A 24,560-nucleotide genomic window follows, 5' to 3' on the forward strand; every position below is an offset into this window, starting at 1 on the left:
GCCCCGGAAAACTTTTTATAATTGAAATGGCCATATTATAGAAAAATTATTCACACTTGTAATTATGGTGTTGTCATGTTGATGTCAGTATTACCACCATGTGGGGTGTCCTAACTGGATGATGTAACCTTTATGATACCGGCCTATAATGAGGAGGAGTCCATAGGGGCACTTCTTGACAGGATAATGATGCTCTACCCTGACGCCGAGATCATCGTTGTTGATAATAACTCCTCTGACAGGACCGCTGAGATTGCAGCATCACGTGGTGTCAGGGTCATCTTTGAGGGGAGGCAGGGGAAGACGAATGCCATGCTCGCAGCCTTCAGGAATGTGAGGACGGAGTATGCCATCATGATGGACGCCGACTGCACCTACCCGCCCGAGGACTCGGCGCACCTGATAGATGTGCTCAAGGGTGAGGGGGCTGATGTGGTCCTCGGCTCAAGGCTGAAGGGGGACGTGGAGGATGGTGCAATATCCCGCCTCAACAGGATCGGGAACCGTATACTGAGCCTTACCGCCACAATCCTGTACTATCCCGTGAGTGATGTCTGCACGGGGCACTGGGCCTTCAGGAGGAGGGCGATAGATTACCTCATAGATGTGGGGCTGAGGTATCCTGGATTCGAACTGGAGGCCGAGATGTTCTCAAAACTTGCAAGGTCAGACCTGAGGATAGTTGAGGTCCCCATCTCCTACAAGAGGAGGTCCGATGAACCCAAGCTTTCATCACTGACTGACGGCTTCAAAATCTTCAGGACACTTGTTGTTGAAAGGTTGAGGCAGTCATAAACATCTGGTGACACAATGAGAATAGCGTTCATCTATGACGGTGCCTACCCTTGGATCAAGGGTGGTGTGGAAAAGCGTGTCTATGAGATCGGAAGGAGGCTTGCAGAGAGAGGACATGATGTGCACTGGTACTGTGTTGGCTGGTGGCTTGATGAGAATGACGAAAGGGACATTGAGATTGATGGTATAAAATATCACGGTGTCTGCGGTCCACTTGATTTATATGTTAATGGAAGGAGATCCATAAAGGCCGCCTTAAAATTTTCAATAAGTCTCTTAAAACCACTTTTAAATGAAAAATTTGATTTGATAGATTGTCAGCAATTCCCGTATTTTTCATGTTTTTCTGCTAAAATAGCATCTCTTGTAAATAGAAGTACTCTGATTATAACTGTGATTGAATATTGGGGTTCTTACTGGTATGAATACCTTGGCATTAAAGGATTTCTTGGTAAAATTATAGAAAAAGCAACATTCAGATTAACTAAAAACATCATAACAATATCTAAACATGTAAAAGATGATGTTGAAATTAATGGTATAAATGTTTTGAGAGTTATTCCTTATGGTATCGACATTGGAAAAATTGAGAGGGTTAAACCAGCCGAACTTTCATCGGATGTAATATTCGCCGGAAGAATTATTGAACATAAAAACATAGATGTTCTTATAAAGGCCATACATCTTTTAAAGGATGAGTTTCCTGACATTAAATGTCTTATCATAGGAGAGGGTCCTGAAAAACCAAGATGCAAAAAGATGGTTGAGGAACTGGATTTACAAGATAACATTAAATTTTTAGACTTTCTGAATGATGAAAATGATTTAATAGCTTACATGAAATCATCAAGAATCTTTGTTCTGCCATCAACACGTGAAGGACTTGGTATTGTTGTTCTAGAGGCTAATGCTGCTGGTTTACCAGTTGTAACAATCGATACACCCACCAATGCAGCGAAAGATCTTGTGAAAGATGGTTATGACTACCTCTGCCCACTATCCCCAAAGGAGATAGCAGCCAGTATCAAAGAGCTCATTATATCAGACCAAGGTTTTAAAGGGTCTTTAAGAGATTATGACTGGAATAAAATAATCAACGATTTAGAAAAGATCTATATGGATTTAATAACCAATTAACTCTTTAATTCACATATAAAGGAACTTTTTCAAACCTAAAAAATGTGATCAACATGAAGATTTGCATGATATCAAGTTTATATCCTCCTATAATATTTGGAGGGGCATCTGGAGTTGCGCATCTTGAAGCAGAAGAACTTGTGAGAAGAGGTCATGAAGTTTCAGTGATAACAACAAGTCATGATAATAACTTTTATGAAGAAAGGATTAATGGTGTAAGAATATACAGAATACCCCCATTCAATGTTTACACGTTCTTTGATAATTTTATTGAAAAAGAATTGACTATTAAAAAAATTATTTGGCAACTCATAGACAGGTTTAATCTTTTCATTCAAAAACATATTATAAAAATCTTAAAAAAGGAAAAACCAGATCTGATACACATACACAATTTTACAGGGTTTTCACCTTATGTTTTTAGAACAGTTAAAAGTCTAAAAATTCCGGTTATATTCACGGCGCATGATTATAAAATAGCGTGTCCCAGAGCAACACTTCTAAAGGGAAATAATTGTGTCTGCAATGAAGAAAGAGTTTTTTGTTCATTCTATAGAAAATTTAACAAGTTAATTGCTTGTGATCCAGATATAATGATTTCCCCTTCTACATTTTTAATGCAGATACTTAATGATAGAGAAATCTTCGATAAATCTGAAAAGGTGATATTGCCAAATCCACTCCCATTAAAACCTGAAAAAGTAAAAAAGGATTATGAAACAATTAAAATAATGTTCGCGGGGGAACTTAATCGACACAAGGGCATTGAAGTGCTATTAGAGGTTATTAAACTTTTAGATGGATATAAAAAGAAGTTTTATATTTTTGGAAGAGGTGAATATGAAGATGTTTTAAAAGAGATTTCCAAAAATGATGATGAAGTGGAGTATTATGGCTATGCTGCTGGCATAGAAGATCTTAAGAGGTTTTACAGAGATGTAAATGTTACCTTAGTTCCATCTTTGTGGTATGAAGTTTTTGGTTTGGTTATAATTGAAAGTTTCGCAAATTCTACTCCTGTAATTGCAAGTAGGATTGGAGGGATACCTGAGCTTGTAATTAATGGATATAATGGCTTTCTGTTTGAACCTGGAAATGTATTGGAACTCAAGGAACTTCTTATTAACATAATTGAAAATCCAAGTATTCTTGAAAGGCTTGAAAATAACGCTTTTAAAAGTTCTAAAATTTATACGGTAGAGGAACATGTTAATAAACTTGAAAACATATATAAATGTTTAACTGAGGATACGAAATGAAGATATGTCAGATAGTAGTTAATTGGGATCCTACGGCTGGCGGAGGAGGTATTGAAACACTATTGAAAACAGTTTCTCCAATTTTAAGTGAAAGAAACCATGAAGTTGTGGTTATAACTTCAGGAAAGTCTGATAAAAAAAAGCTTGTCAATGGTTTAAAGATGTACCAGATAAATCCCAAAAACATATATTTAGCACGTGAATTTTATAGAAAACCAGATTTTATTAAGCCTATTTGGCATTGTATTGATTTAATAAATTTGATTTCTTATTTTAAAATTAAACGTATTTTAAAAAATGAAAATCCTGACGTGGTACATATTCATTCATTTAAGGGGTTTTCTCCTTTAGTATTTAAAGCTGTTAAAAAATTAGGCATTCCTCTTGTTTTTACTGCACATGATTTCTCAGCAATGTGTGTAAGATCAAACCTTCTCAAAAAGGGAAAAATAATGTGTGAAACTCCCAGAATAGTTTGTAACTTATACAGACAGACTAATAAGTTTTTAATAGATAACAAACCAGATGTCTTAATTGCGCCATCAAAGTTCATGGTTGATAAACTACATGCAAATGGATTTTTTAATGATATTCCTACAAAAGTTGTTCATAATGGAGCATTGATTCTTAATGGGAAAAAAACAAAAAAAGACTATGAATTGATTGATATACTTTATGCTGGAGCATTATCTGGACATAAAGGTACTAATATTCTAATAAAGGCCTTCCAAGGGCTCAATGTTGATAATATAAGGCTCCATATTGCAGGAAAAGGGCTTGATGAAGATAAATTAAAGGGTGTCAGTAGAGAAGATGGAAGAATAATATTCCACGGATTTCTTACAAGTGATGAATTGCAGAGTCTTTATAGAATGGCTAATGTATGTGTAGTGCCGTCTGTGTGTTATGATAATTCACCGATGGTTATCTATGAAAGTTTCGCAAATTCTACTCCTGTAATTGCAAGTAGGATTGGAGGTATACCTGAGCTTGTAAATGATGGATATAATGGCTTTCTCTTTGAGTCAGGAAATATTGATGAACTTCGAAGTATAATTAAAGAGATTCTAGATGACCCAAGTATCTTGTGGAAGCTAGAGGGAAATGCATTTAAAACTGCAAAAAAATACAGCGTCAAAGAGCATGTAGATAAACTTGAAGATATTTATAAGGGATTAGTATGAGACGTGAGAGTGTTTATTTTATTATTTTGCTTTTACTCATAGATCTATCAGTTCTATTGAATATTTCAATTATAAGACAGTCATTACCGTTCATATTTCTTAGTGTTATTCCAGGATATCTCTTGCTTGAGATAATTGGGGTCAAAATTGGGTTACTTGAAAAAGGACTGTTATCAGTTGGTTTAAGTCTATCTTTACTAATTTTCAGTGGTCTATTACTTAACATGATGTATCCTTTAATTCTCAGACCACTCTCATGGTTGCTAGTACTTATATCTTTTAATATACTCATAGCGATACTTCTAACTGGATATCACTTCCGGGCAGCTGATGATCCTATAAGGTTTGATTTTGATTTGGAGAATGGTTTATTTGCACCTGCATTGATCTCATTTATTTTTCCACTCTTAACAGTTATAGGTTCTTATCTGATGAATATCTATCGCTTTAATGTGGTTCTTTTAGGAGTCCTCCTAACAGTACCAATTTACATAGTCATTCTAACATTACTGAGGGAGAGGTTGCACCAATCAACTTATCCTCTTGCACTTTTTAACATTGGCCTTTCACTTCTTATAATGAATGGGCTTCCCTCAAATTACCTTATAGGTAGGGATATCCATACTGAATATTATCTTTTCCGCACGGTACTCATGAATGGGCACTGGAGCGTTTCAGGTGCAATTAACAATGCATACAACGCCTGCCTCAGCATAACGATACTCCCCACGATATACAGATTGATTCTGGATGTGCCTGCAGTCTACATCTTTAAATTCTACTATGGATTCATTGGGGCAATAATGCCGCTCGCAGTTTACCTTATAAGTGAAAGGATTCTGAAGGATAGAACCATGGCTTTCTACGCAGCTCTACTCTTTATATTCCAGTTCTCGTTTATCTATATACTCGGTTGGTGCAGACAGCTCATAGCCCTTGTGTTTTTCTCTCTGGCGATAATGGTTTTAACTTCAAGCCTACCTAGAAGAGATAAAAAGGTCCTCTTTATAATCTTCATGATCTCAACGGTTCTCTCACATTACACAACAGCATATGTTTTTGCAATCCTGACAGTTCTCATCCCCCCTGTTGTATGGCTCACCAAAAGATTTTCGATTGGAAGACCCAAAAGTAGTTACTTCTTTGGTGTTTCAGTAGCTGTCCTATTTTTTGTGATCGTCTTTGCGTGGTATGCGCAGGCAACAGGGGCACCATTCAATGATGCCATTGAATTCTTCAAGAACACCTTTTCAAGTATGGCAGATTTCTTTTCAGCGGATATGAGAAACAACGCGGAGCAGTCAGTTGTGGGAATAGGTATAGCACAGCTTCCAAACTTCATGAGTGTCATGGTACATGATATAGTATTTTTCCTTATAGGTGTCGGTGCTTTAAGTCTTATATTTCACAGAAAGGATGACGTAAGCAGGGAGTACATGGCAGCAATATTAATTTCATTGGCAATACTGGCATTATTTATAATACTTCCCTTTGTATCAAGGGGTTATGGTGGTACAAGATTGTTCACGCAGATGCTCGTAGTTCTAGCTCCTCTTTTCATAATAGGTATCCAGGAGCTTTTGAGTTTACTTAGAAGACAATCAATGAGATTACCTCTAATACTTTTTGTTCTTGTCTTGCTCTTTTCATGTGTCAACTACCTTAACTATCACTTTGCAGGAATACCATACTCATATGCGTATAACAGTGAAGGTGAGAGGAGATATGAGGCCTTTATTTTCACGAGTGAGGTGACAGCTGCAAAATGGCTTTCAAGCAACGGCGGAAACCTCACAGTAAATACGGATACCTTTGGTTATTCAAGGATATTTCAGGGATTCTACATCCATCCAAAGTTGAATAAAGAGTTTTTCACACATGAAACAAAAAGTGAAAGAGGTTATATTTATTTGAGATGGGTAAATGTGAATAGGGGACTTGTCTTTATTGATCCACCTGCAAAACCGCCTACATTTGTTAAGGGTAAACTGAAAATGGACAATGTTGAACCCCTTTGGAACTATAAAAATCTCATTGGAGACAAAGACAGGATTTATGATGATGGTGGTGCAGTAATTTTAGGAGGGTTCTGAACTTTATTTTCAAAGAAATAGTCTTTAGTATAAATCGTACATAAATCGTACTATAGTAAAATTTTTATCATGAAATATTGAATAGTACATATGGACCATATTGAATATGTGGTCATCCTGTGGTTTCTACGGAGCCAAAAAAGATGAGGGGGTGAAATGTTGAGATACCGTAAACGAAAAGGAAGTGATACTTGGCATTTCTGTGAAAATTGTTCTAACTGGCCTATAGATGATTATGAAGAAATTAACCAAAAGCCAACGTCTGGAGAACTATGCAACGAATGCAGGAGTAAGTATTCTTCTGGAATTTGCCGTTGAGCAATGCACTAACATTGGTTATATTCGGAGCAGAAATTTTTAAATTAAGGGTTGCACCTGGGGATTGTAAAGAATTAGCTAGGAGGGCTCCGTAGGAATCACATTAATTAGATGTGATTATTTACTCTTTTATGGGATTCTAAAAATTTCTAGTGAATACTGGAAAGTTGAGATCTAGCGCGGCTAAAACTGCAGAATTGTTATTTACATGTTTAGAGAGGTAAATAGAATTAAATAACAACCATATGGAATGTGCATCATGAAAATCTTAAGTGTTATTATTGGAGCGCCTAGTAAGAATTCCTCGTTATGGTTTAGAATAAAAAAACAAGCTGAGCTTTTATCTTTGTTAGGCCATGAAGTTGAGTTATGTTTTTATAGTCGTAAGAATTTGACTTTTGAACCGTCATTTAAGTATTCATTTATCAAAGTCTCGCCTTTAAGTGTTCATTTAAAGCATTTTATTAAAATATCGAAGGAAAATTATGATTTAATATTCTGTAATTTGGCCCCAACAGCGTTTATATGTTCTCTATCTAAGATAAAAAGGATTCCTATATTATTAGATAATCATGGGGATCTGATAAGTGAAATGGAATTATTACAACCAGGATTACTGAGATCAATTTATTATAGAATCATTTCTTCGTTGAGCTTTAGTGTATCTGATAGGATAATCTGTGTCTCAAATTTAATGATTAAAGATCTGACACAGAGAGGGATCCCACGGAAAAAATTATATTACGTAACAAACGCCACGGATTTAGATCTCTTCAAACCTCTAAGTGACCAAGAAATAAGAAATATAAAATTGAATCTAGGAATCCATGATAAACTAACATTTGGGTACATTGGAGCAGATGACAGATGGCAAGGTATTGATAATCTTATTAAAACAACCAAATGCTTAAATGATAAGAATCTTTTCTTTTTATATGTGGGATTCTCAAAAAATAAAAGAAGATATCATAATGCATTATTTCTACCAAAAGTTGAATTTGATAAGGTTAAATATTACTACGGTGCTTGTGATGTACTGGTTCTTCCAAGGCCATCACATAAATCTGCTGAAGTCGCTGCACCCACAAAATTTGCTGAATATGCTGCTATGGGAAAACCGATACTCACAACAGATGTTGGGGATGCAGCAGAATTTGTAAGGAAATATAATTGTGGAATCGTTGTTGATGATAATCAACCTGAAAACCTTTTGAAAGGAATAAATGAGTTTAAATCTTTTTCAAAGGATGATTTGATTAGAATGGGTAATAATTCAAGAAAAATGGCTGAAAAGGAGTTTAGTCTCAAAAAAATGCTTAAAGATTTAGAAAAAGTTCTTAAAAGTTTCGATAATTTCTGAATATAGTTCTTTGTAAATAATGCTCTGAATGAGGTTAAAAATGTTGAAAATAGTGATTATGGGTCCCACTGATAGATTAAATAGAGGAACTGAAGCTTTGATTTTAAGTCGAATCAGTATTATAAAACATTTCTTAAAGGAATCTATCTTTTTTATACCTTATATAAATTCTTTAACTATTCCTCAAACTGATCATGAGTTTAGCTCATACAAGAGAATTAGTCTTATATACCCGTCATTTGTAACTCTAAAAACACTATTTGTATTTTTATCACTATTTACTTGGTCGTTTTTATCAAATATTAAAGACATTGAATTTCTCCTTACATGGAATGAGGGTCTAAGTGTTATTAAAAGTGCAGATATGATCATTACAACAGGTGGAGACGTTCTGTCTGAAGATTATGGCATATTCAATTTTTTGACTGAGTTTTGCGGTTTATTCATGGCCATATTACTTAAAAAACCTGTGATTGTATTCGCAGAATCTATTGGGCCTTTTAAAACTAGATTGACAACCTTTATAGCTAAAAGTATCCTCAATAGAGTTTCACTTATTACAACACGGGACGAAATATCTTATAACTATCTCAAAGAAATTGGAGTTACTAGGCCACCAGTTTACCTCACTGCAGACACAGCCTTTGTTCTTGATAAAAAGGAAGTTAATGATCCAACTCTAAATGAATTTTTAACGAGAAGAAATTTGATAGGATTCTCAATTAGCAACGCCATATCCACATGGAGTGGTGGAAATTATGATGATTATGTGGATTTGATGACCAATACCATTGATAAAGTCATTGAGATTTATGATGCTAATGTTATACTTGTAGCTCATGTGACTGTTGAGGGCATAAACGACGACCATATAATAAACAGAAAGGTCTTTAACAAATTAAGAAATAAGGAAAATGTTTTTAATTTGGAGGAGGATTACAATTCTGAAGAACTTAAATATGTCATATCAAATTGTGATCTTTTTGTGGGGGCACGAATGCATGCAAACATAGCGGCTCTCTCAAGCTGCGTTCCTGCCATAGCAATCTCATACAGTATAAAAACACCAGGGCTTATGAAGCTATGTGGGCTTGAGGACTATTATATTGACTTTAAAGATCTTTCTGAGGAAGCATTAATGGAAAAAATATCTGATGCCTGGGAAAACAGAAAAGAAATAACCGAACACCTAAAAAGAAGAATACCTGAGATAAAAAAGATGGCTATGAGAAATGGTGAACTTGTAAAGGAACTCTGTGATTCACTTGGGCTCACCTGAAGAAGTCCATCCTGGCCTTTAGAGATGCTAATATCGCATAAAATGTGAAATACTTCAAGGTAAGTTTTCTGGGCATCTTAGTATTTCTGGGTCTTATAATGGCGATCAAACGGTCCATGGGATCTATGGGTGGAAATTCAGCATTGTAAATGTTCTCACCGATCATGTTGACCTTCTTTTTCATGTAGATGTTATAGAGCTGTGATAGTAGAACCCTTGATGGTTCTATTGATTCAACCTCGCACAGACCCTTTTTCCTAATTTTATCAAGTATTTTGGGATTCTTTCTCGTTACCATGAGAGTTTTTCCCTGAGTTTCTCCATTAAATTCCCTCAGCCAGGGGTCTGCAAAGGACATATCTGATAACTCTGCCATGTGGTCAGGGCACATCTGGCACCTATCTGGCATGAATAGCTGCCCGAAGCCGGATCCCCAGTACTCAGGTAGTAGTAGTATCTCGCCGTCTTCTGTCTCAACCCGAAGGCCCCCTGGCCATCCACCCCCACGGTACCTTATTCCCTTTACATCCCCCGGTTCAACCCCCAGCATCCCAAGCAGGAACTCGGTGGCCTTAAAACTTGGGGCGTGGTTGCAGACAATCCCGAGGTGATAGACTATACGCTCCCTCAGTTTTCTGTTCAGGAGTTCAGCCTTCCTGATACCCTGGATGTGGCATGGGAGGCCAACAACAGCATACCTCCCGGGGACCTCGATTATCTCCCTGAGGGCGACGTTCGCAGGTACAGGGCAGTACTTGGACCCCCTGGCCTCAATTATCTCCTCAGGGGTCCTTGCAATGAATGGTTCAGGTTCAAGGGGCTTCTCCGGGTTCATACGGGTTACGAGGGCACCATCTATGAGGCCCTCCTCCAGGAGGTATAGGAGGACCTGCGTCACCATACCCCCCGAGGATGAGTCATACCTCAGTTTCTCATCGGTGGAGTGTGCCACATAGCAGGCCTCATAGTTCCCCAGGAGGATATCATCTGGTTCCCTCCCAAAGATCTCCATGTTGAGCTTCCTGAAATCCACACCGAGTCCAGGGCAGACCCTCAGGCAGACTCCACAATCATTGCACTCACCGGTTAAAACTGGCTCATAAACCCCTTTCTTCTCATTGACACGCATCTCAAGAGCCCGTGGGGGGCATAATGCGGTGCATGTACCGCAACCTGTACACAGATCTCCAACTTCACTAGCATTCCTCATTAATCTCTCCCCAGAATATTCATTATCATCATCCGGTCCTCCTCCCTGAAACCCCCAATGACCGCAAGGACAGCGAAGTATACGCATGATGCAAGAGCAACCGTTATTATGAGACTCATATCCCTGAGGGGATAAATTGCAAGGGCCATCACGATGGATGCAAGGGCGGGCCTCGTGAAGGTGCTGCTCACATTCACCCCCCGGTAGTGGCGCCAGATATAGAAGAGGAACAGAAGGTAAAGGAAGACCTCAGAGATAACAGTCGCAGCACTTGCACCGATATAACTGTAGGCGGGTATGAGTATAACGTTGAGTACTATATTCAGAACGGCGCTCAGGCCCACACTCAGCATCCTGAAACCCTGCCTGTTGATGGAGGTCAGAAGGGTCCCTGTAACTGTGCTCACAAGCCTGATGGGTATGAATAGGGCCAGTATCTGGAAAGCCAGGATGGCTCCAAGGTACCCCCCACCATAGAATAATTCTATGAACCTATCGGCGAATACCAGGCACCCGGCAGCTATTGGGAAACCAAGGATGGAGAGGTACCTGCAGGATACCATTGTGAAGGTCTCAAGGGAGTCAGCATCAGAGGTGAAGTACCTTGACATTACCGGGTAGATGGCCGCAGACACCATTCCGGAGATGATCATGCTGAGACTGAGCAGCGGGTTGTAGGCTGCATTGTAGATACCGACGGCCACGTCATCCTTCATGATACCAAGAAGCACCGTGTCTATCTTGAAGAAGAACATTGCAAATAGTGAGTTAAGGCCAAAGGGGAGTCCCATAACAAGGAGTTTCCTCTGAAGAGAGGGATTGAAACTTAATGATGGCCTCAGGAACCTCCTTGAGGTTATGGCAACTGAAATAGCAACATCCAGCACCCCGGCAGCAGCGTATACACAGGCAACGGCAATGACACCGTATCCCAGAATGAGCACGGCAAGACCAAGGGCCACTGTGAATACCCTTTCAATGATCTGGAGGATGGCAGCATACTCCATCCGCTCCCAGGCCTGGAAAAGGGAGACGTATGTGTTTGAAACTGTTAGGAGGACATTGTAGAATCCAAAGAGGTACAGGAGTACCATAACATCGGTTTTAAGGTTTAAAATCCAAGAAACAGCCACTATAACCATGAAGGTCATGGCGGCGAGGGGAACCTTCATCATGACGGCGTTGTTGACGTACTCCTCTGAGATATCCTTATTCCTTGCTATTTCCCTTACAAGTAACTGGTTAACCCCGAGATCTGTTAGTGTGGCGAGGAGCGTGGTAAGTGAAAATGCGAAGCTGTACTTCCCGAAGTCAGCCTCCCCAAGGAATCTTGCAAGGTATATGAGCAGTACAAAGGACATCAGTGCAGTTAAAACCTGTGCAAGCCCTGTAACACTGATATTCTTCACTATCCTCTGGATCTGGTTCATAAAATCACTTTCACAGTTACCCTGGTTCTGAATGATATGTGTAGCTTATTCAAATTCCTTTCATATTCTCTCTGTAAACCCACAGTATAAACCCATCTCATACGAAAAATTTAAATAATATTACTTAATACTTTATTTTATGAAACTCATAAACATTGTCTCCTGCCTTGAGGATGGCAACGTTATTGAGTGTGGTGGAAACGCCCTCGAGGCCTACCAGGGAATACTGGAGGCCATTAAGGAGGGTGAAATCACCACTCGGGCCACACTGGTATACCTGGTAACACCAATGCCCCTCAAGGCAGGGCTCCTCCAGATACTCAGGGCCCATAAACCAGGGGCCAGTGAGAAGCTAACCATAACCGAGATAATGAATGAGATAGCATCAACCCGCGGCGACACATGGGTCTTCATGGACCACTTCGAGGACCTCACAGAGAAGGCCGCACTGAAGTACCTCTGGCTCCATGAGAACGGCAACGTCAACTACGTGGCGGCCATCAACGGCACCATGAGGAGTGAGGTGAGGTCATTCTACTCAACCTTCCAGAGGCTCAACCCCCATGAGTGCCTGGACGACGAGGCCATTGACGTCACAGGGGCATTCATGGTACTCATGTCCATACTAATGGCAGTGGGATACTTCAAGTTGGGCCTCGAATACGGGATCCTCATATCAGGGACGCTCTGGTTTGGCCTCATAGGCTTCAGGACAATGAACTACATCCTAAGGTGATAACCCTTGAGGTTCAGGACGCACATAACAGCTGCAGTGGCATTCTTCCTCATGGTAAACCTCATACACCCAGTAAATTCCCTCATCAACGGGGCCCTCCTCGCCGGCGCCGGGTCAGTGCTCCCTGACATCCTCGACTTCCTTGCCGGGAGGCACAGGGGCATCGGACACACACTTCTAATTCTACCACCCCTTCTGCTCCTATCACTATGGAGTCCAGGGATCGGGGTGCCCCTCCTTGTCGGGGTGTCATCCCACCTTGCCCTGGACCTCTTCACGGTCCGCGGATGCCCCCTCCTATACCCCCTCAATGACACACCCTACCACTGCCTCCGCAGGAACCGGAGGATAAAGACAGGGACAGCCGGCGAGTGGGCCATCCTCTCATTCCTCCTCATCCTTGCCCTGGCACTATCCCTAGTATCGGTGGGTGCCCTGGACGGATTCTATGAAGATGATACTGAAAAGCGCACCGTGAATGACACCGGGATCAGTGTGAGTGTACATGTGGAGGCTGACAGGGACGTTAACGTTACAAGGGTCAGGCAGAACGGGTCTGAGAGCGTCCATGTTGATTTCATGGACAGTTAATATTACTATTTTTCATCTATACCGGAATTCAATAATAACTAATTTTAAATTAACACATCAATAATACTTATTCTGCAGTTAAAACATGGAGGTGATAAGATAATGGATTCAAGGGTAATAGTGATTGCAGTGTTACTCGTATTCATCTTCCAGGGCACGGCCGATGCGGCAGACAACAGCACCGTGGATGTCCTCGTAATACACTCCATCGAGGGGACCAGGGTTGTGAATGAGGCGGCCCACAGTGTCCTCCAGGAGTACCCTGATAGGAACATCACCATCAGGGTCAGGAGCTCACCCCAGATAGTCAACTCCACACCCGAGGAGGTGGAGGCACTCATAAACTCCTCGGACGTCATAATCTGCAACTACCTGGGGACAGAGGACTACACAAGGATGCTCAGGGTCATAACAGCAAAACCCGAAATCCTCAACGGAAAATTCTTCGCAGTCTTCGATGGTGCAAGCGGACTTGAACTGGTTAAGATGAGCCGGATAAACGATGAACTGGTCTTCACCGGTGTCCCGGACACGGTGGTGAGCACAGTGAGCAGGGCCCTCAGGGTGCTCCAGCCCCTCCCACTCCTGGAGGCCTACGTTAATCAGTACCCCCAGATAGCCCTATGGGCCCAGGGGGAGGGATACTACTGCTACAGGAACGTCCCCAGCTACAGGAACCAGATACTCTGGGCAGCGGATGTATGGGCAAGGGGAAGGAACATCACACTCGACGTCACCTACGACCCCCCGGTTGCGGTTCCAAGGGAACTCCTCTACCGCGACGGGAAACTCTACGGAAACCTCACAGACTACCTCAGGGACTACCCCCTGGACCCTGCAAAGCCCACCATAGGGTTCATAGAATCAGAGAGCAACATGCTCGGTGGTGGGACAGCCCACATTGACAGCCTCATAGAGAGGCTCAGGGGCGCCCACAACATAATACCGGTGGTTGCAAGGTACGGTGAAAACACCTACTCGGCCATGGTGAGGTTCTTCACAACAGCACCCGACCTGGCATCATTTGAGGCCAACAGTACCATGTACAAGCCACGGGTTCAGGCACTGGTCTCCTTCAGCACCTACCTCCTCGGGGGCTCAGTCTCAGGGAAGGTGAACACACTCCTGAGGTTCCTCAACGTGCCGGTCCTCAGGGGTGTTATAGTGAACACAAGGACAGTGGATGACTGGCTCCTATCCAGTGACGGTGTCACGCCCTGGAGCCAGGACGACATCATGGGACAGGCAGGGTTCCCCGAGACCCAGGGACTCATAGAGCCCATAATCATAGCCGCGGCAGAGTTCCACTCTGACCCTGTGACAGGTGCCTACACCTACTCCTACTCACCCATACCCGAGAGGGTGGAGAAACTGGCAGCAAGGCTCACAAGCTGGGTAAACCTCAGGTTAACACCGGCAGGGGAGAAGAGGATAGCCATCATATACTACAACTACCCGCCAGGCAAATCAGAGATCGGGGCAAGCTACCTCAACGTACCAGAGAGCATCCATGAGATACTCCTCAACCTGAAGAAGGAGGGATACAGGGTTGGAAACATCACAGGAGCGGCTGAACTCGTAACCCTCATGGTTGAGAGGGGTATAAACATTGCAAACTGGGCACCCGGTGAACTCGAGAGACTCGCAAACACCACAGGCGTCATACTATGGGATGCAGAGGAATACCTCAGATGGTTCCAGGGCCTCAACCCCATAGCAAGAAGATACGTCACAGAGGGCCCCACAGCATATATCGAGGAACTCCTGAAAATGGGCCTCCAGAGGAATGTTAAGGCGGAGACCCTCATGAAGGCCCTCAGCTCATGGTACTCTGAGATGAAGGACAACATAAAGTCCTCAGACAAAGCCTCAGAGGGGCTGCAATTACTTGAAGTCATGTACACGGCACTCAGGGGAGTTATAGGTGGCAACTCCACCCTCTGGAACACCTTCCAGGCTGCAAGGAACTCCTTCATGCTCCTTGCAATACCCGGCCTCTGCGGCTGGGGAGAAGCCCCCGGGAATGTGATGACCGTAACAAGGAACGGCAGGAAATACATTGTTATACCCGGTATAATGGAGGGGAACGTCTTCATAGGACCCCAGCCCCAGAGGGGATGGGAGGCCAGCCCTGAGATGCTCTACAACGTGGGTGTACTCCCACCACACCACCAGTACCTGGCCTACTATGCATGGATAAACAAGGTATTCAATGCCAGCGCAATGATACACATGGGCACAATGGGAAGCTACGAGTGGCTCCCGGGAAAGGAGGTCATGCTGGCAGGCTTCGACTTCCCCGATATAGTGGTGGATGAGACACCATCAATCTACATCTACCGCGTGGATAATGCGGCGGATGGCCTGGCAGCCAAGAGGCGTGGACTCGCAGTCATCATCGACCACCTGACACCGGCAATGAAATCAACAGGACTCTACGGCGAACTCCTCACACTCAAGGATTTAATCTCAAACTACAAGAAGGCGGATGAACAGCTCAGGAACCAGTACCTGGCCGAAATACGGAACACAGCACTTAAACTGAAACTTGGAGACGAACTCGGCATCAGCATCCAGAATTCAACTCCAGATGAACTCATAGCCACCATATCAGGGTACCTCATGAGGATCGAGTCCACACTGATACCGGCGGGACTCCACACCTTCGGGAGGGAGTGGAGCAGCGATGCAATAGCATACATGGTATCCTCAATGATCTCAACAGGAGACAGCTCCATATACAGGCTCCTGGCAGCAGAATACGGCTGGATCTACGAGGAACTCACACTGGACCAGCGTGAAGTGATCGAAAACAGGACATTCACCATGGTAAGGGCACTCGTAGACGGCTCAAGACCAGAGAACCTCACAGCATCACCTGACATACTCAGCAAACTCCAGACAGCAGCAGATTACATCGCACTCATCAGGAAGAGCACAGCGGGGGAGATGTCATCACTCCTCAACGCACTCAGAGGCGGCTACGTTGAACCGGGACCCGGAAGGGAGCCCCTCATGAACCCATCAAGCCTCCCCACAGGCAGGAACTTCTACACCATAGACCCCAGCACAGTCCCAACACAGGCAGCCTACAGTGTGGGGGCTGAGATAGTGAGGAAGGTCCTCGCCACCTACACCGAGCCCCCGGAAAAACTTGCAGTGGTAATCTGGGGCGTGGACACAGCCAGGGACGACGGTGCCATGGTATCCTTCGTCCTCAACCTCCTGGGTGTGAAGCCGGTATGGAGCAGCTCAGGTACAGTTACAGGGGTGAAACTCATACCACTCAGTGAACTTGGAAGGCCCCGTATAGACGCGGTGGTCACGGTAAGCGGACTCTTCAGGGACGTCTACGGCCAGGTCGCCGTTACAATGGACAGGGCATTCAGGCTGGCCCTCGCAGCATCATACACCACCATACTTGAAGGATACCCACAGGTCTCAGAGGCCCTTGAGGCGGCCGTTAAACCCCTCAGGACACTTAAACTCTTCACACCGGGAAGTGACCCCCTTGAGATGAACAGGGTGGCAGCTCACTGGCTTGAACTGGTCCAGAAGTACATGGCGGCAGGTATGAACGCCTCAGATGCAGGGAACCTGGCCATCTACAGGATATTCGCACCACCCCTGGGATCCTACGGCACAGGAGTCAAGGAGGCTGGTGAGATGTCCTGGACCTACAACAGCACAGATGAACTCGCAGACCTCTTCATGAGCCGCATGGGTACATCCTACTCAGAGACCGGGTGGGGTGTTAAGAACGTTGACCTCCTGGCAGACCTCCTCAGGGGAGTATCAGCGGTCTACCAGGGAAGGAGCACCTACCTTGTGGGTGTCACAGAGAACGATGACATGGCAGACTACCTGGGCGGCCTGTCACTGGCCATCAGAAAACTCACAGGCAGCACACCTGCAGTTAACATAATAACAGTGGCCACAGGGACACCTGAGGTCCTCTCACTCCAGGGGGCCATCGCCCTTGATATGAGGACACGCTACCTCAACCCCGACTATGTGAGGGGTCTCATGTCTGAGGGGTACGCCGGTGCCAACAGGCTCTCATCAGCGGTGAGGTCCCTCTGGCTCTGGCAGGTCACATCACCCTCTGCTGTGCCTTCATGGGCATGGGATGAACTTGCAGATACCTACATAAGGGACGTTAATGGCCTCGGTGTCAAAGAGTGGCTATCAGGTAAGAACTCCTATGCACTGATATCCATCACAGGGACCATGCTCCAGGCAGCACATGAGGGGCACTGGAAGGCCGATGAGGCAACGCTAAGGCTCCTTGCATCCACATGGGCACAGGCGATGGCAGAGAATGGTGTTGCCTGCTGTGACTGCAGCTGCGGCAACATTGCAATGATGGAGTGGGCCATGCAGTACCTCAACCCTGACCTCCTTGCAAGGGTTAAGGAGAAACTGTATGCGGCCACAGGGAGCTCAGCATTCGCCCCAGCAGGAGGATCCACACCTGATGTACCATCAACCCCGAACCAGGGAGATTCTGGTGGAGGTTCAACCTCAGCCGGGCGAAATCCATCACCAGGAAGGGGCGCCGGGATCTCCAGTGATGCCGGAACTTCAGTTTCCGAGGTTAAGAGCGCCCAGGAGTCACCTGGTGCCGGGGCAGGGAAGGCCTATGAGGTGAGCAGGGCAACTGCATCACAGGGTTCCAGTACCGGAATGCCGGTCTACGCCATAATCGGTGTTATTGCACTGGTTGCCCTTGCTGGCGTGGGTTACTTCATGGGAAGTGGAAGAAACAGAATATAACCATCCATTTTTTTATTTTTTTTAAGATTGTGGTCGGCGAAATTATATGGTTACTGGATTTTTTATCCCTAATACTCATTGGTTCTCTTTATTCTCCTGAACTGTGATTTCATCATGTTTAATGATCACCGGGCGAGATTTGGACAATATGACCAGTTTTTACATTATCAATCAGTATTTTAAATCATTTTAAATAAATTGAAGATTATACGGCCTATTTTCATTTACCCGCGAAAATTTTATATATTGTTAAAGTGCATAAAATAGTGCAGAGGGGGTTTGTCGCTAGTTCTGTGATCGACTTCCTTTTTTGTGGGGTTTGTCGCTAGTTCTGTGATCGACTTCCTTTTCAAGCACATTGGGGGAGATCTTGGGTGATTTCAAAGTCGTTTCCGTCAATTAGGATGTTTTTGCTGGTGTTATTCGTTGTTTTGGTTTCCATTTCATCTTCATCTGCCGCTGAATGGACTGTAGGTCCTGGAGGAGGCTACAACTTCACATCGATTCAGGCTGCAATTGATAATGGGTCCACAGTGAGTGGGGATACAATAACCGTCCACGACGATGGCGGGAACCCCTACACATACCATGAGAGCGTCACTGTAAACAAGACCAACCTCACCATAAGGGGCGCGGGTCTTGTAACCGTTAACGGGTCACTTAATCCATCAAGCCCGGTCTTCAGGGTTCAATCCACAGGTTCAGGAGCCACCATCCAGGGATTCAGACTCGTCGGTGCAACAGCCTCTGCGGGTGTATCCGTGGATGGGGCAGAGAATGTTACCCTAAGGAACCTTAACATAACAGGCCCCAGCCTTGGTGTTGTTATTAATGGCGTTTCCTCCAATGTGACTCTTTCCGGTGTCACTGTGAACAGGACATACAATCAGGGATTGCTGCTCTATTCTGGTTCTCGTGTTTCTGGTCTGGTTGTCCGTGATTCCGTTTTTGACTCCACCGGTGCCAGTGCTATTGAGAAATATTACGCTTCCACTCTGGATGTTTTGAGGCTTGAGAATGTTACCGTGGTCAATGCGACCGGTTATGGTGTTTTCCTGCGGGCTTACAGTTATTATGGTTATTTTGTGCGTAATGTGGTTGTTAATAACACCACTATCCGTAACTGTTCATTGGATGGTTTGAGGGTGGTTATGGAGGTGAATAGTGAGAATGTTACGGTGGGTAACAGTACTTTTAGTGGTAACAGGCAGCATGGTGCGTATTTTGAGAGTAGGGGTCTTCTTTTAGTGGAGGATAATGTGTTTTCTGGTAATGGTTTTGGTGGGGGTGTTGATGGTTATTATGGTTTGAGGGTTGTTGGTGATAATGTTGGTGGGTTTGTCCTTTCTGGGGGTAACCGTTTTGTGGGTAATCGTAATGGTGTTTACCTGAGGCGTGTTGGTGTTGAGTCTGCTCCTGTGGTTCTGGGTGGTTCTCAGTTGACTGATAATGCGGGTTATCCTGTGGTTTTTGAGGGTGTTGCTTTTGTGACTGTTCGTGGTGCGGTCTTTGATGATGCTGCTGCCCGGGTTGCTACAGGGTTTGGTATTCAGCGTGGTGTGCTTATTCGCGGAGCATCATCTAATGTGACTGTTTCCGCTGTCACTGTGAACAGGACTTCCCAGCAGGGTTTGATGGTTGATGCTGGTGCCAGTGTTTCAGGGTTGGTTGTCCGTGATTCTGTCTTTGATTCCACCGGTGCCAGTGGTATTGAGAAGGATTACAGTTCAAGTGTGGATGTTTTGAGGCTTGAGAATGTTACCGTGGTCAATGCGACCGGTTATGGTGTTTTCCTGCGGGCTTACAGTTATTATGGTTATTTTGTGCGTAATGTGGTTGTTAATAACACCACCATCAGGGACTGCTCCATGGATGGTTTAAGGATATCCATGGAGACAAACAGTGAAAATGCCACAATAGTCAATGTCACTTCAACCAACAATCGGGGAAGCGGATTATACGCAGAGCTCAGAGGAAACAACACCCTTGAAAACAGCACATTCACTAACAATACTAACTGGGGAATATGGTTAACAGGCCAGAATAATCCCAAATTAACCTTCCAGAGAAACAGTGCCTACAATAACTCTGCTGGCGGTATCTACCTTCGAAACATCAATAATGTTACCATCAATGGTTCTGAGAGTGTTATAAAGGATAATGGTGGTAATTGTCTGGAGCTTCAGAATGCTGATGGTGTGACTGTTGAGGGTCTGGTGTTTGGTAATGGTGTGAGGCAGTTTAATTATGGTGTTGTGGCTGTTGACTGTGATGATCTCATCTTGAGGGGTCTTAGTATCAGTAACTGTACCTTGCAGGGTGTTCGTGTTGGTGGCACTGCTTCCAATGTGACTCTTGTGGGTGTTAATGTTACTGGTGGTGGTCAGCAGGGTCTTTACCTGGTTGAGGGTTCCACGTTGAGGAATGTGACTGTGGATGATTCCCGGTTTGTGAATTGCAGTGAGGGTATCCTGAGGGCTAGCTGGTGGAGTGGTTTACTTGATGGTCTGACCATCCGCAACTCCCATGTGGTTAACAATAGGGGTCATGGTGTCTTCCTGGATGGTGGTAACACCCTGAGGAATGTGGTGCTTGATAACCTGACTGTTACTGGTTCCAGGGGTCATGGTGTCTTTGTGTCCATGTCCGCTGCTGATGGCGGTAACCTGACGGTGAAGAACACGACGATATCCGGTAGTGATGGTATTGGGCTTTACCTGGCGGATGTTCGTGGAATTGTGACCCTGAGGGATAACACTGTTAGTGGTAGTACGGATTGGGGTTTATGGTTACGTGCGGCTGGTACCGCTGTAACAATCCAGAACAACACTATAAGGGATAATGGTAATGGTGTGTATCTGCGGGGTGTGAATAATTTCATGGTGAACCCTGAGGCTCTGCTTATCCGTGATAATGGTGGTAATTGTCTGGAGCTTCAGAATGCTGATGGTGTGACTGTTGAGGGTCTGGTGTTTGGTAATGGTGTGAGGCAGTTTAATTATGGTGTTGTGGCTGTTGACTGTGATGATCTCATCTTGAGGGGTCTTAGTATCAGTAACTGTACCTTGCAGGGTGTTCGTGTTGGTGGCACTGCTTCCAATGTGACTCTTGTGGGTGTTAATGTTACTGGTGGTGGTCAGCAGGGTCTTTACCTGGTTGAGGGTTCCACGTTGAGGAATGTGACTGTGGATGATTCCCGGTTTGTGAATTGCAGTGAGGGTATCCTGAGGGCTAGCTGGTGGAGTGGTTTACTTGATGGTCTGACCATCCGCAACTCCCATGTGGTTAACAATAGGGGTCATGGTGTCTTCCTGGATGGTGGTAACACCCTGAGGAATGTGGTGCTTGATAACCTGACTGTTACTGGTTCCAGGGGTCATGGTGTCTTTGTGTCCATGTCCGCTGCTGATGGCGGTAACCTGACGGTGAAGAACACGACGATATCCGGTAGTGATGGTATTGGGCTTTACCTGGGGAATGTCCGTGGAATTGTGACCCTCATGGATAATACTGTGACCGGCAGTACTTTCTGGGGCTTATATGTGATGGGGGCTGATAACCCTAACTTAACAATCCAGAACAACACTATAGAGAATAATGGTAATGGTGTGTATCTGCGGGGTGTGAATAATGTTGTGGTGAACCCTGAGGCTCTGCTTATCCGTGATAATGGTGGTAATTGTCTGGAGCTTCAGAATGCTGATGGTGTGACTGTTGAGGGTCTGGTGTTTGGTAATGGTGTGAGGCAGTTTGATTATGGTGTTGTGGCTGTTGACTGTGATGACCTCATCCTGCGAAATCTTAATATCAGTAACTGCACCCTGGCAAGTATTGTTATTTACGGCACGGCTTCCAATGTGACTCTTGTGGGTGTTAATGTTACTGACAGTGGCCAGGAGGGTCTCTATTTTGTTTGGGGCTCCAATTTGAGGAACGTGACTGTGGATGATTCCTGGTTTGTGAATTGTGGTTCTAATGGTATCTGGAGGGCTAGCTGGTGGAGTGGTTTCATTGATGGTCTGACCATCCGCAACTCCCATGTGGTTAACAGTAGGTTTAATGGTGTCTTCCTGGATGGTGGTAACACCCTGAGGAATGTGGTGCTTGATAACCTGACTGTTACTGGTTCCAGGGGTCATGGTGTCTACGTGACCATGTCCGCTGCTGATGGCGGTAACCTGACGGTGAAAAACACGACGATATCCGGTAGTAATGGTGTTGGACTTTACCTGGCGGATGTTCGTGGGGTTGTAACCCTGATGGATAACACTGTATCCAGCAGTACGGACTGGGGCTTATGGTTACGTGCAGCTGGTACCGCTGTAACAATCCAGAACAACACACTAACCTCCAGCAGCAGAGGCATGTACCTGCAGGGTGTAACCGGCTCTGAATTCATCGACAACACCATCACCAGCACCACGGGTCCTGACCTCCAGGCTGACCCAGACACATCAAACACCTTCACGCGCCTCAGGGTGGGCCTACTCTACCCCACACTCCTGAGCTTCAGGTACACCGCCGGGATCATCCTGAGGGGAGTTGAATCACCACCAGCAGACCCTGCAGGATGGGTTAACATCACGAAATATGTGGACATATCATCAGCAGGAGCAACAATCCTTGACTACCTGAGGTTCCACTACACACCGGGGGACGTTGCAGGTAAAAATGAGACAGGCCTCCGGGTCTTCCGCCACTCAGGAAACTGGAACCAGCTTCCAGAGACAGGGGTGAACACCACCGAGAGGTACGTCTACGCAGACAACATCAACACCTTCAGCACCTTCGCGCCCCTCACAGAGAAGTACCCCACCACCACAACCCTCCAGGGGGCACAGGCAGTGGCTGGTGAGATAGCCGAACTCGTGGCGACACTCACATCACAGGGAGGACCAGTTGAGGGAAAGGAGATCAGATTCTACCTTGAGGGTGTACTCCTGGGATCAGCCCTCACAGATAACACAGGAACAGCCAGGTTCACCACCACTGCAGGGGCACCCGGTACATACGCCACCAGGGCAGAATTCCCGGGTGATGACACCCACCTCCCATCAGAGGACACATCCACACTCAAGGTACTTAAACCGGCCACCTTCACCCTTGATAACCTCAAGGTGACACCTGATACCGGTGTGGCACCCCTCAGGGTAAACGTCACGGTGAATGTTACAAATACAGGGGAGGTTGCAGGTGTATGCAGGGTTAACCTCACTGTCGATGGGGTGGTTGTGGCCTTCAGGGACATCACCCTTAACCCTGCATCATCATCTGAGGTGAGCTTCCTCAGGGACCTCACAGATCCAGGTGTCTACATGGTGGGTGTTGATGGTCTTGTTCCTGTGGCTGTTACTGTCCTCAAACCGGCAACCTTTGTACTGGATAACCTGGCGGTTGATCCGGTGACGGGTCTTGAGCCATTGAATGTTAATGTGGCCGTGGATGTCACAAATACAGGGGATGTTGCAGGTGACTACACCGCCAGCCTCATGGTCAATGGTGCAGTGGTCTCTCAAAGTACTGTGACCGTCAATGCAGGTGAGACAGTCAGGGTTACCTTCACCAGGGTCTTCTCAAGGGGCACCTACAATGTCACGGTTGATGGTCTTGTTCCTGTGGCTGTTACTGTCCTTAAACCGGCGACCTTCCAGCTAAGTAACCTGAGGGTTTCACCGGTATCAGGACCAGCACCACTTATGATCACCGTGACAGTCAGGGTCACGAATACAGGGGACCTGGCAGGTTCATACACAGCTGACCTCATGATAAACGGCGTGAAGGTCGACTCAAGGACAGTTAACCTCAATGGAGGCGAATCAACCACAGTAACATATACGAGAGCGCTCAGCGCAGGCACCTACAGTGTCACCGTTGACACCCTCCCATCCACCACAGTAACGGCAACATCAGGCGGCATAACCGTTGACCAGATGGTAGGGGCAGCGGAATACATCACATGGTACTACAGCAAATACAGGAGGCTGCCGGGTACAGTCAAAATAGCGGGCAGGAAATACTCCCCACCGGGAATCCTTGACATCCTTGCGAGGACAGCCATCAACCTTGGTGCCGGCAGTAAGAAACCTGTCACACCCAGAACCGTGGGCTACCCCACCGCACCCAAGGGTATCTACATGCCAGGCAAACTGTACATGAGCGCATACCTGAGGTACGCTGCAAACATAAGGGACTTCATAACCAGGAATGGAAGGGCCCCCAACTATGCTGTGACCTACCGTGGAAGGGTCCCCTACTCACGACTCGTATACATGTACAGCAGGATACTCGGATTCTACGGTGCAAACGGAAGGTTACCACACTACGTGGTAATCTAAAAACATTTTTTTAATCTGGACAAAAAATTAAAGGTGCTCTGGATTTAAAATTTTGCT

General features: G+C 45.0%; 13 protein-coding genes. 11 read left to right on the plus strand and 2 right to left on the minus strand.

Going from position 1 to position 24,560, the window contains the following annotated elements:
* Positions 1–132: 132 nt before the first annotated feature.
* From AB9H23_RS02350 to AB9H23_RS02380, 7 genes are all read left to right on the plus strand, one after another.
* On the plus strand, positions 133–795 hold the full coding sequence (locus AB9H23_RS02350; protein WP_370005306.1) for a glycosyltransferase family 2 protein: 663 nt from the start codon (positions 133–135) through the stop codon (positions 793–795).
* Between the two features lie 15 nt (positions 796–810).
* Positions 811–1,932, plus strand: coding sequence for a glycosyltransferase family 4 protein (locus tag AB9H23_RS02355; protein ID WP_370005308.1), 1,122 nt, complete (start codon positions 811–813; stop codon positions 1,930–1,932).
* A 53-nt stretch (positions 1,933–1,985) separates the two neighbouring features.
* Positions 1,986–3,191 (plus strand): glycosyltransferase family 4 protein, encoded by a 1,206-nt coding sequence (locus AB9H23_RS02360; RefSeq protein WP_370005310.1) that lies wholly within the window; start codon positions 1,986–1,988, stop codon positions 3,189–3,191.
* Positions 3,188–4,375 (plus strand): glycosyltransferase family 4 protein, encoded by a 1,188-nt coding sequence (locus AB9H23_RS02365; RefSeq protein ID WP_370005312.1) that lies wholly within the window; start codon positions 3,188–3,190, stop codon positions 4,373–4,375. The genes AB9H23_RS02360 and AB9H23_RS02365 overlap by 4 nt, the downstream gene beginning before the upstream one ends.
* Positions 4,372–6,468, plus strand: a complete 2,097-nt coding sequence (locus AB9H23_RS02370; protein WP_370005314.1) for a DUF2206 domain-containing protein — start codon at positions 4,372–4,374, stop codon at positions 6,466–6,468. The genes AB9H23_RS02365 and AB9H23_RS02370 overlap by 4 nt, the downstream gene beginning before the upstream one ends.
* Before the next feature lie 577 nt (positions 6,469–7,045).
* On the plus strand, positions 7,046–8,146 hold the full coding sequence (locus AB9H23_RS02375) for a glycosyltransferase family 4 protein (protein WP_370005316.1): 1,101 nt from the start codon (positions 7,046–7,048) through the stop codon (positions 8,144–8,146).
* Between the two features lie 52 nt (positions 8,147–8,198).
* A complete protein-coding gene (locus AB9H23_RS02380) occupies positions 8,199–9,425 on the plus strand; it encodes a polysaccharide pyruvyl transferase family protein (RefSeq protein WP_370005915.1) in 1,227 nt (408 codons plus the stop codon).
* Here AB9H23_RS02380 and AB9H23_RS02385 read toward each other — a convergent pair.
* Complete coding sequence (locus AB9H23_RS02385; RefSeq protein WP_370005317.1) at positions 9,418–10,635, minus strand: Coenzyme F420 hydrogenase/dehydrogenase, beta subunit C-terminal domain; 1,218 nt, start codon at positions 10,633–10,635, stop codon at positions 9,418–9,420. The two genes, AB9H23_RS02380 and AB9H23_RS02385, sit on opposite strands and share 8 nt — an antisense overlap.
* Positions 10,635–12,065: a flippase gene (locus tag AB9H23_RS02390; protein WP_370005319.1), complete on the minus strand. Its 1,431-nt coding sequence runs from the start codon at positions 12,063–12,065 to the stop codon at positions 10,635–10,637. Before AB9H23_RS02390 ends, AB9H23_RS02385 begins: the two co-directional genes overlap by 1 nt.
* Positions 12,066–12,204: 139 nt before the next feature.
* Between AB9H23_RS02390 and AB9H23_RS02395 the strand changes: the two genes are divergently transcribed.
* The 4 genes from AB9H23_RS02395 to AB9H23_RS02410 all read left to right on the plus strand — a co-directional run bounded on the left by AB9H23_RS02395 (position 12,205) and on the right by AB9H23_RS02410 (position 24,503).
* The gene (locus AB9H23_RS02395; protein WP_370005321.1) at positions 12,205–12,801 is read left to right on the plus strand and encodes a hypothetical protein; all 597 of its coding nucleotides are present in this window, start codon (positions 12,205–12,207) and stop codon (positions 12,799–12,801) included.
* Between the two features lie 6 nt (positions 12,802–12,807).
* The gene (locus tag AB9H23_RS02400; protein ID WP_370005323.1) at positions 12,808–13,392 is read left to right on the plus strand and encodes a metal-dependent hydrolase; all 585 of its coding nucleotides are present in this window, start codon (positions 12,808–12,810) and stop codon (positions 13,390–13,392) included.
* 102 nt (positions 13,393–13,494) lie between these two features.
* The gene (locus AB9H23_RS02405; protein WP_370005325.1) at positions 13,495–18,168 is read left to right on the plus strand and encodes a cobaltochelatase subunit CobN; all 4,674 of its coding nucleotides are present in this window, start codon (positions 13,495–13,497) and stop codon (positions 18,166–18,168) included.
* Positions 18,169–18,599: 431 nt separating this feature from the next.
* Positions 18,600–24,503: a right-handed parallel beta-helix repeat-containing protein gene (locus AB9H23_RS02410; protein WP_370005327.1), complete on the plus strand. Its 5,904-nt coding sequence runs from the start codon at positions 18,600–18,602 to the stop codon at positions 24,501–24,503.
* The last annotated feature ends 57 nt before the right edge of the window (positions 24,504–24,560 follow it).

The sequence above is a fragment of the Methanothermobacter sp. KEPCO 2 genome, from assembly GCF_041228365.1.
Classification (GTDB): Archaea; Methanobacteriota; Methanobacteria; order Methanobacteriales; family Methanothermobacteraceae; genus Methanothermobacter; species Methanothermobacter marburgensis.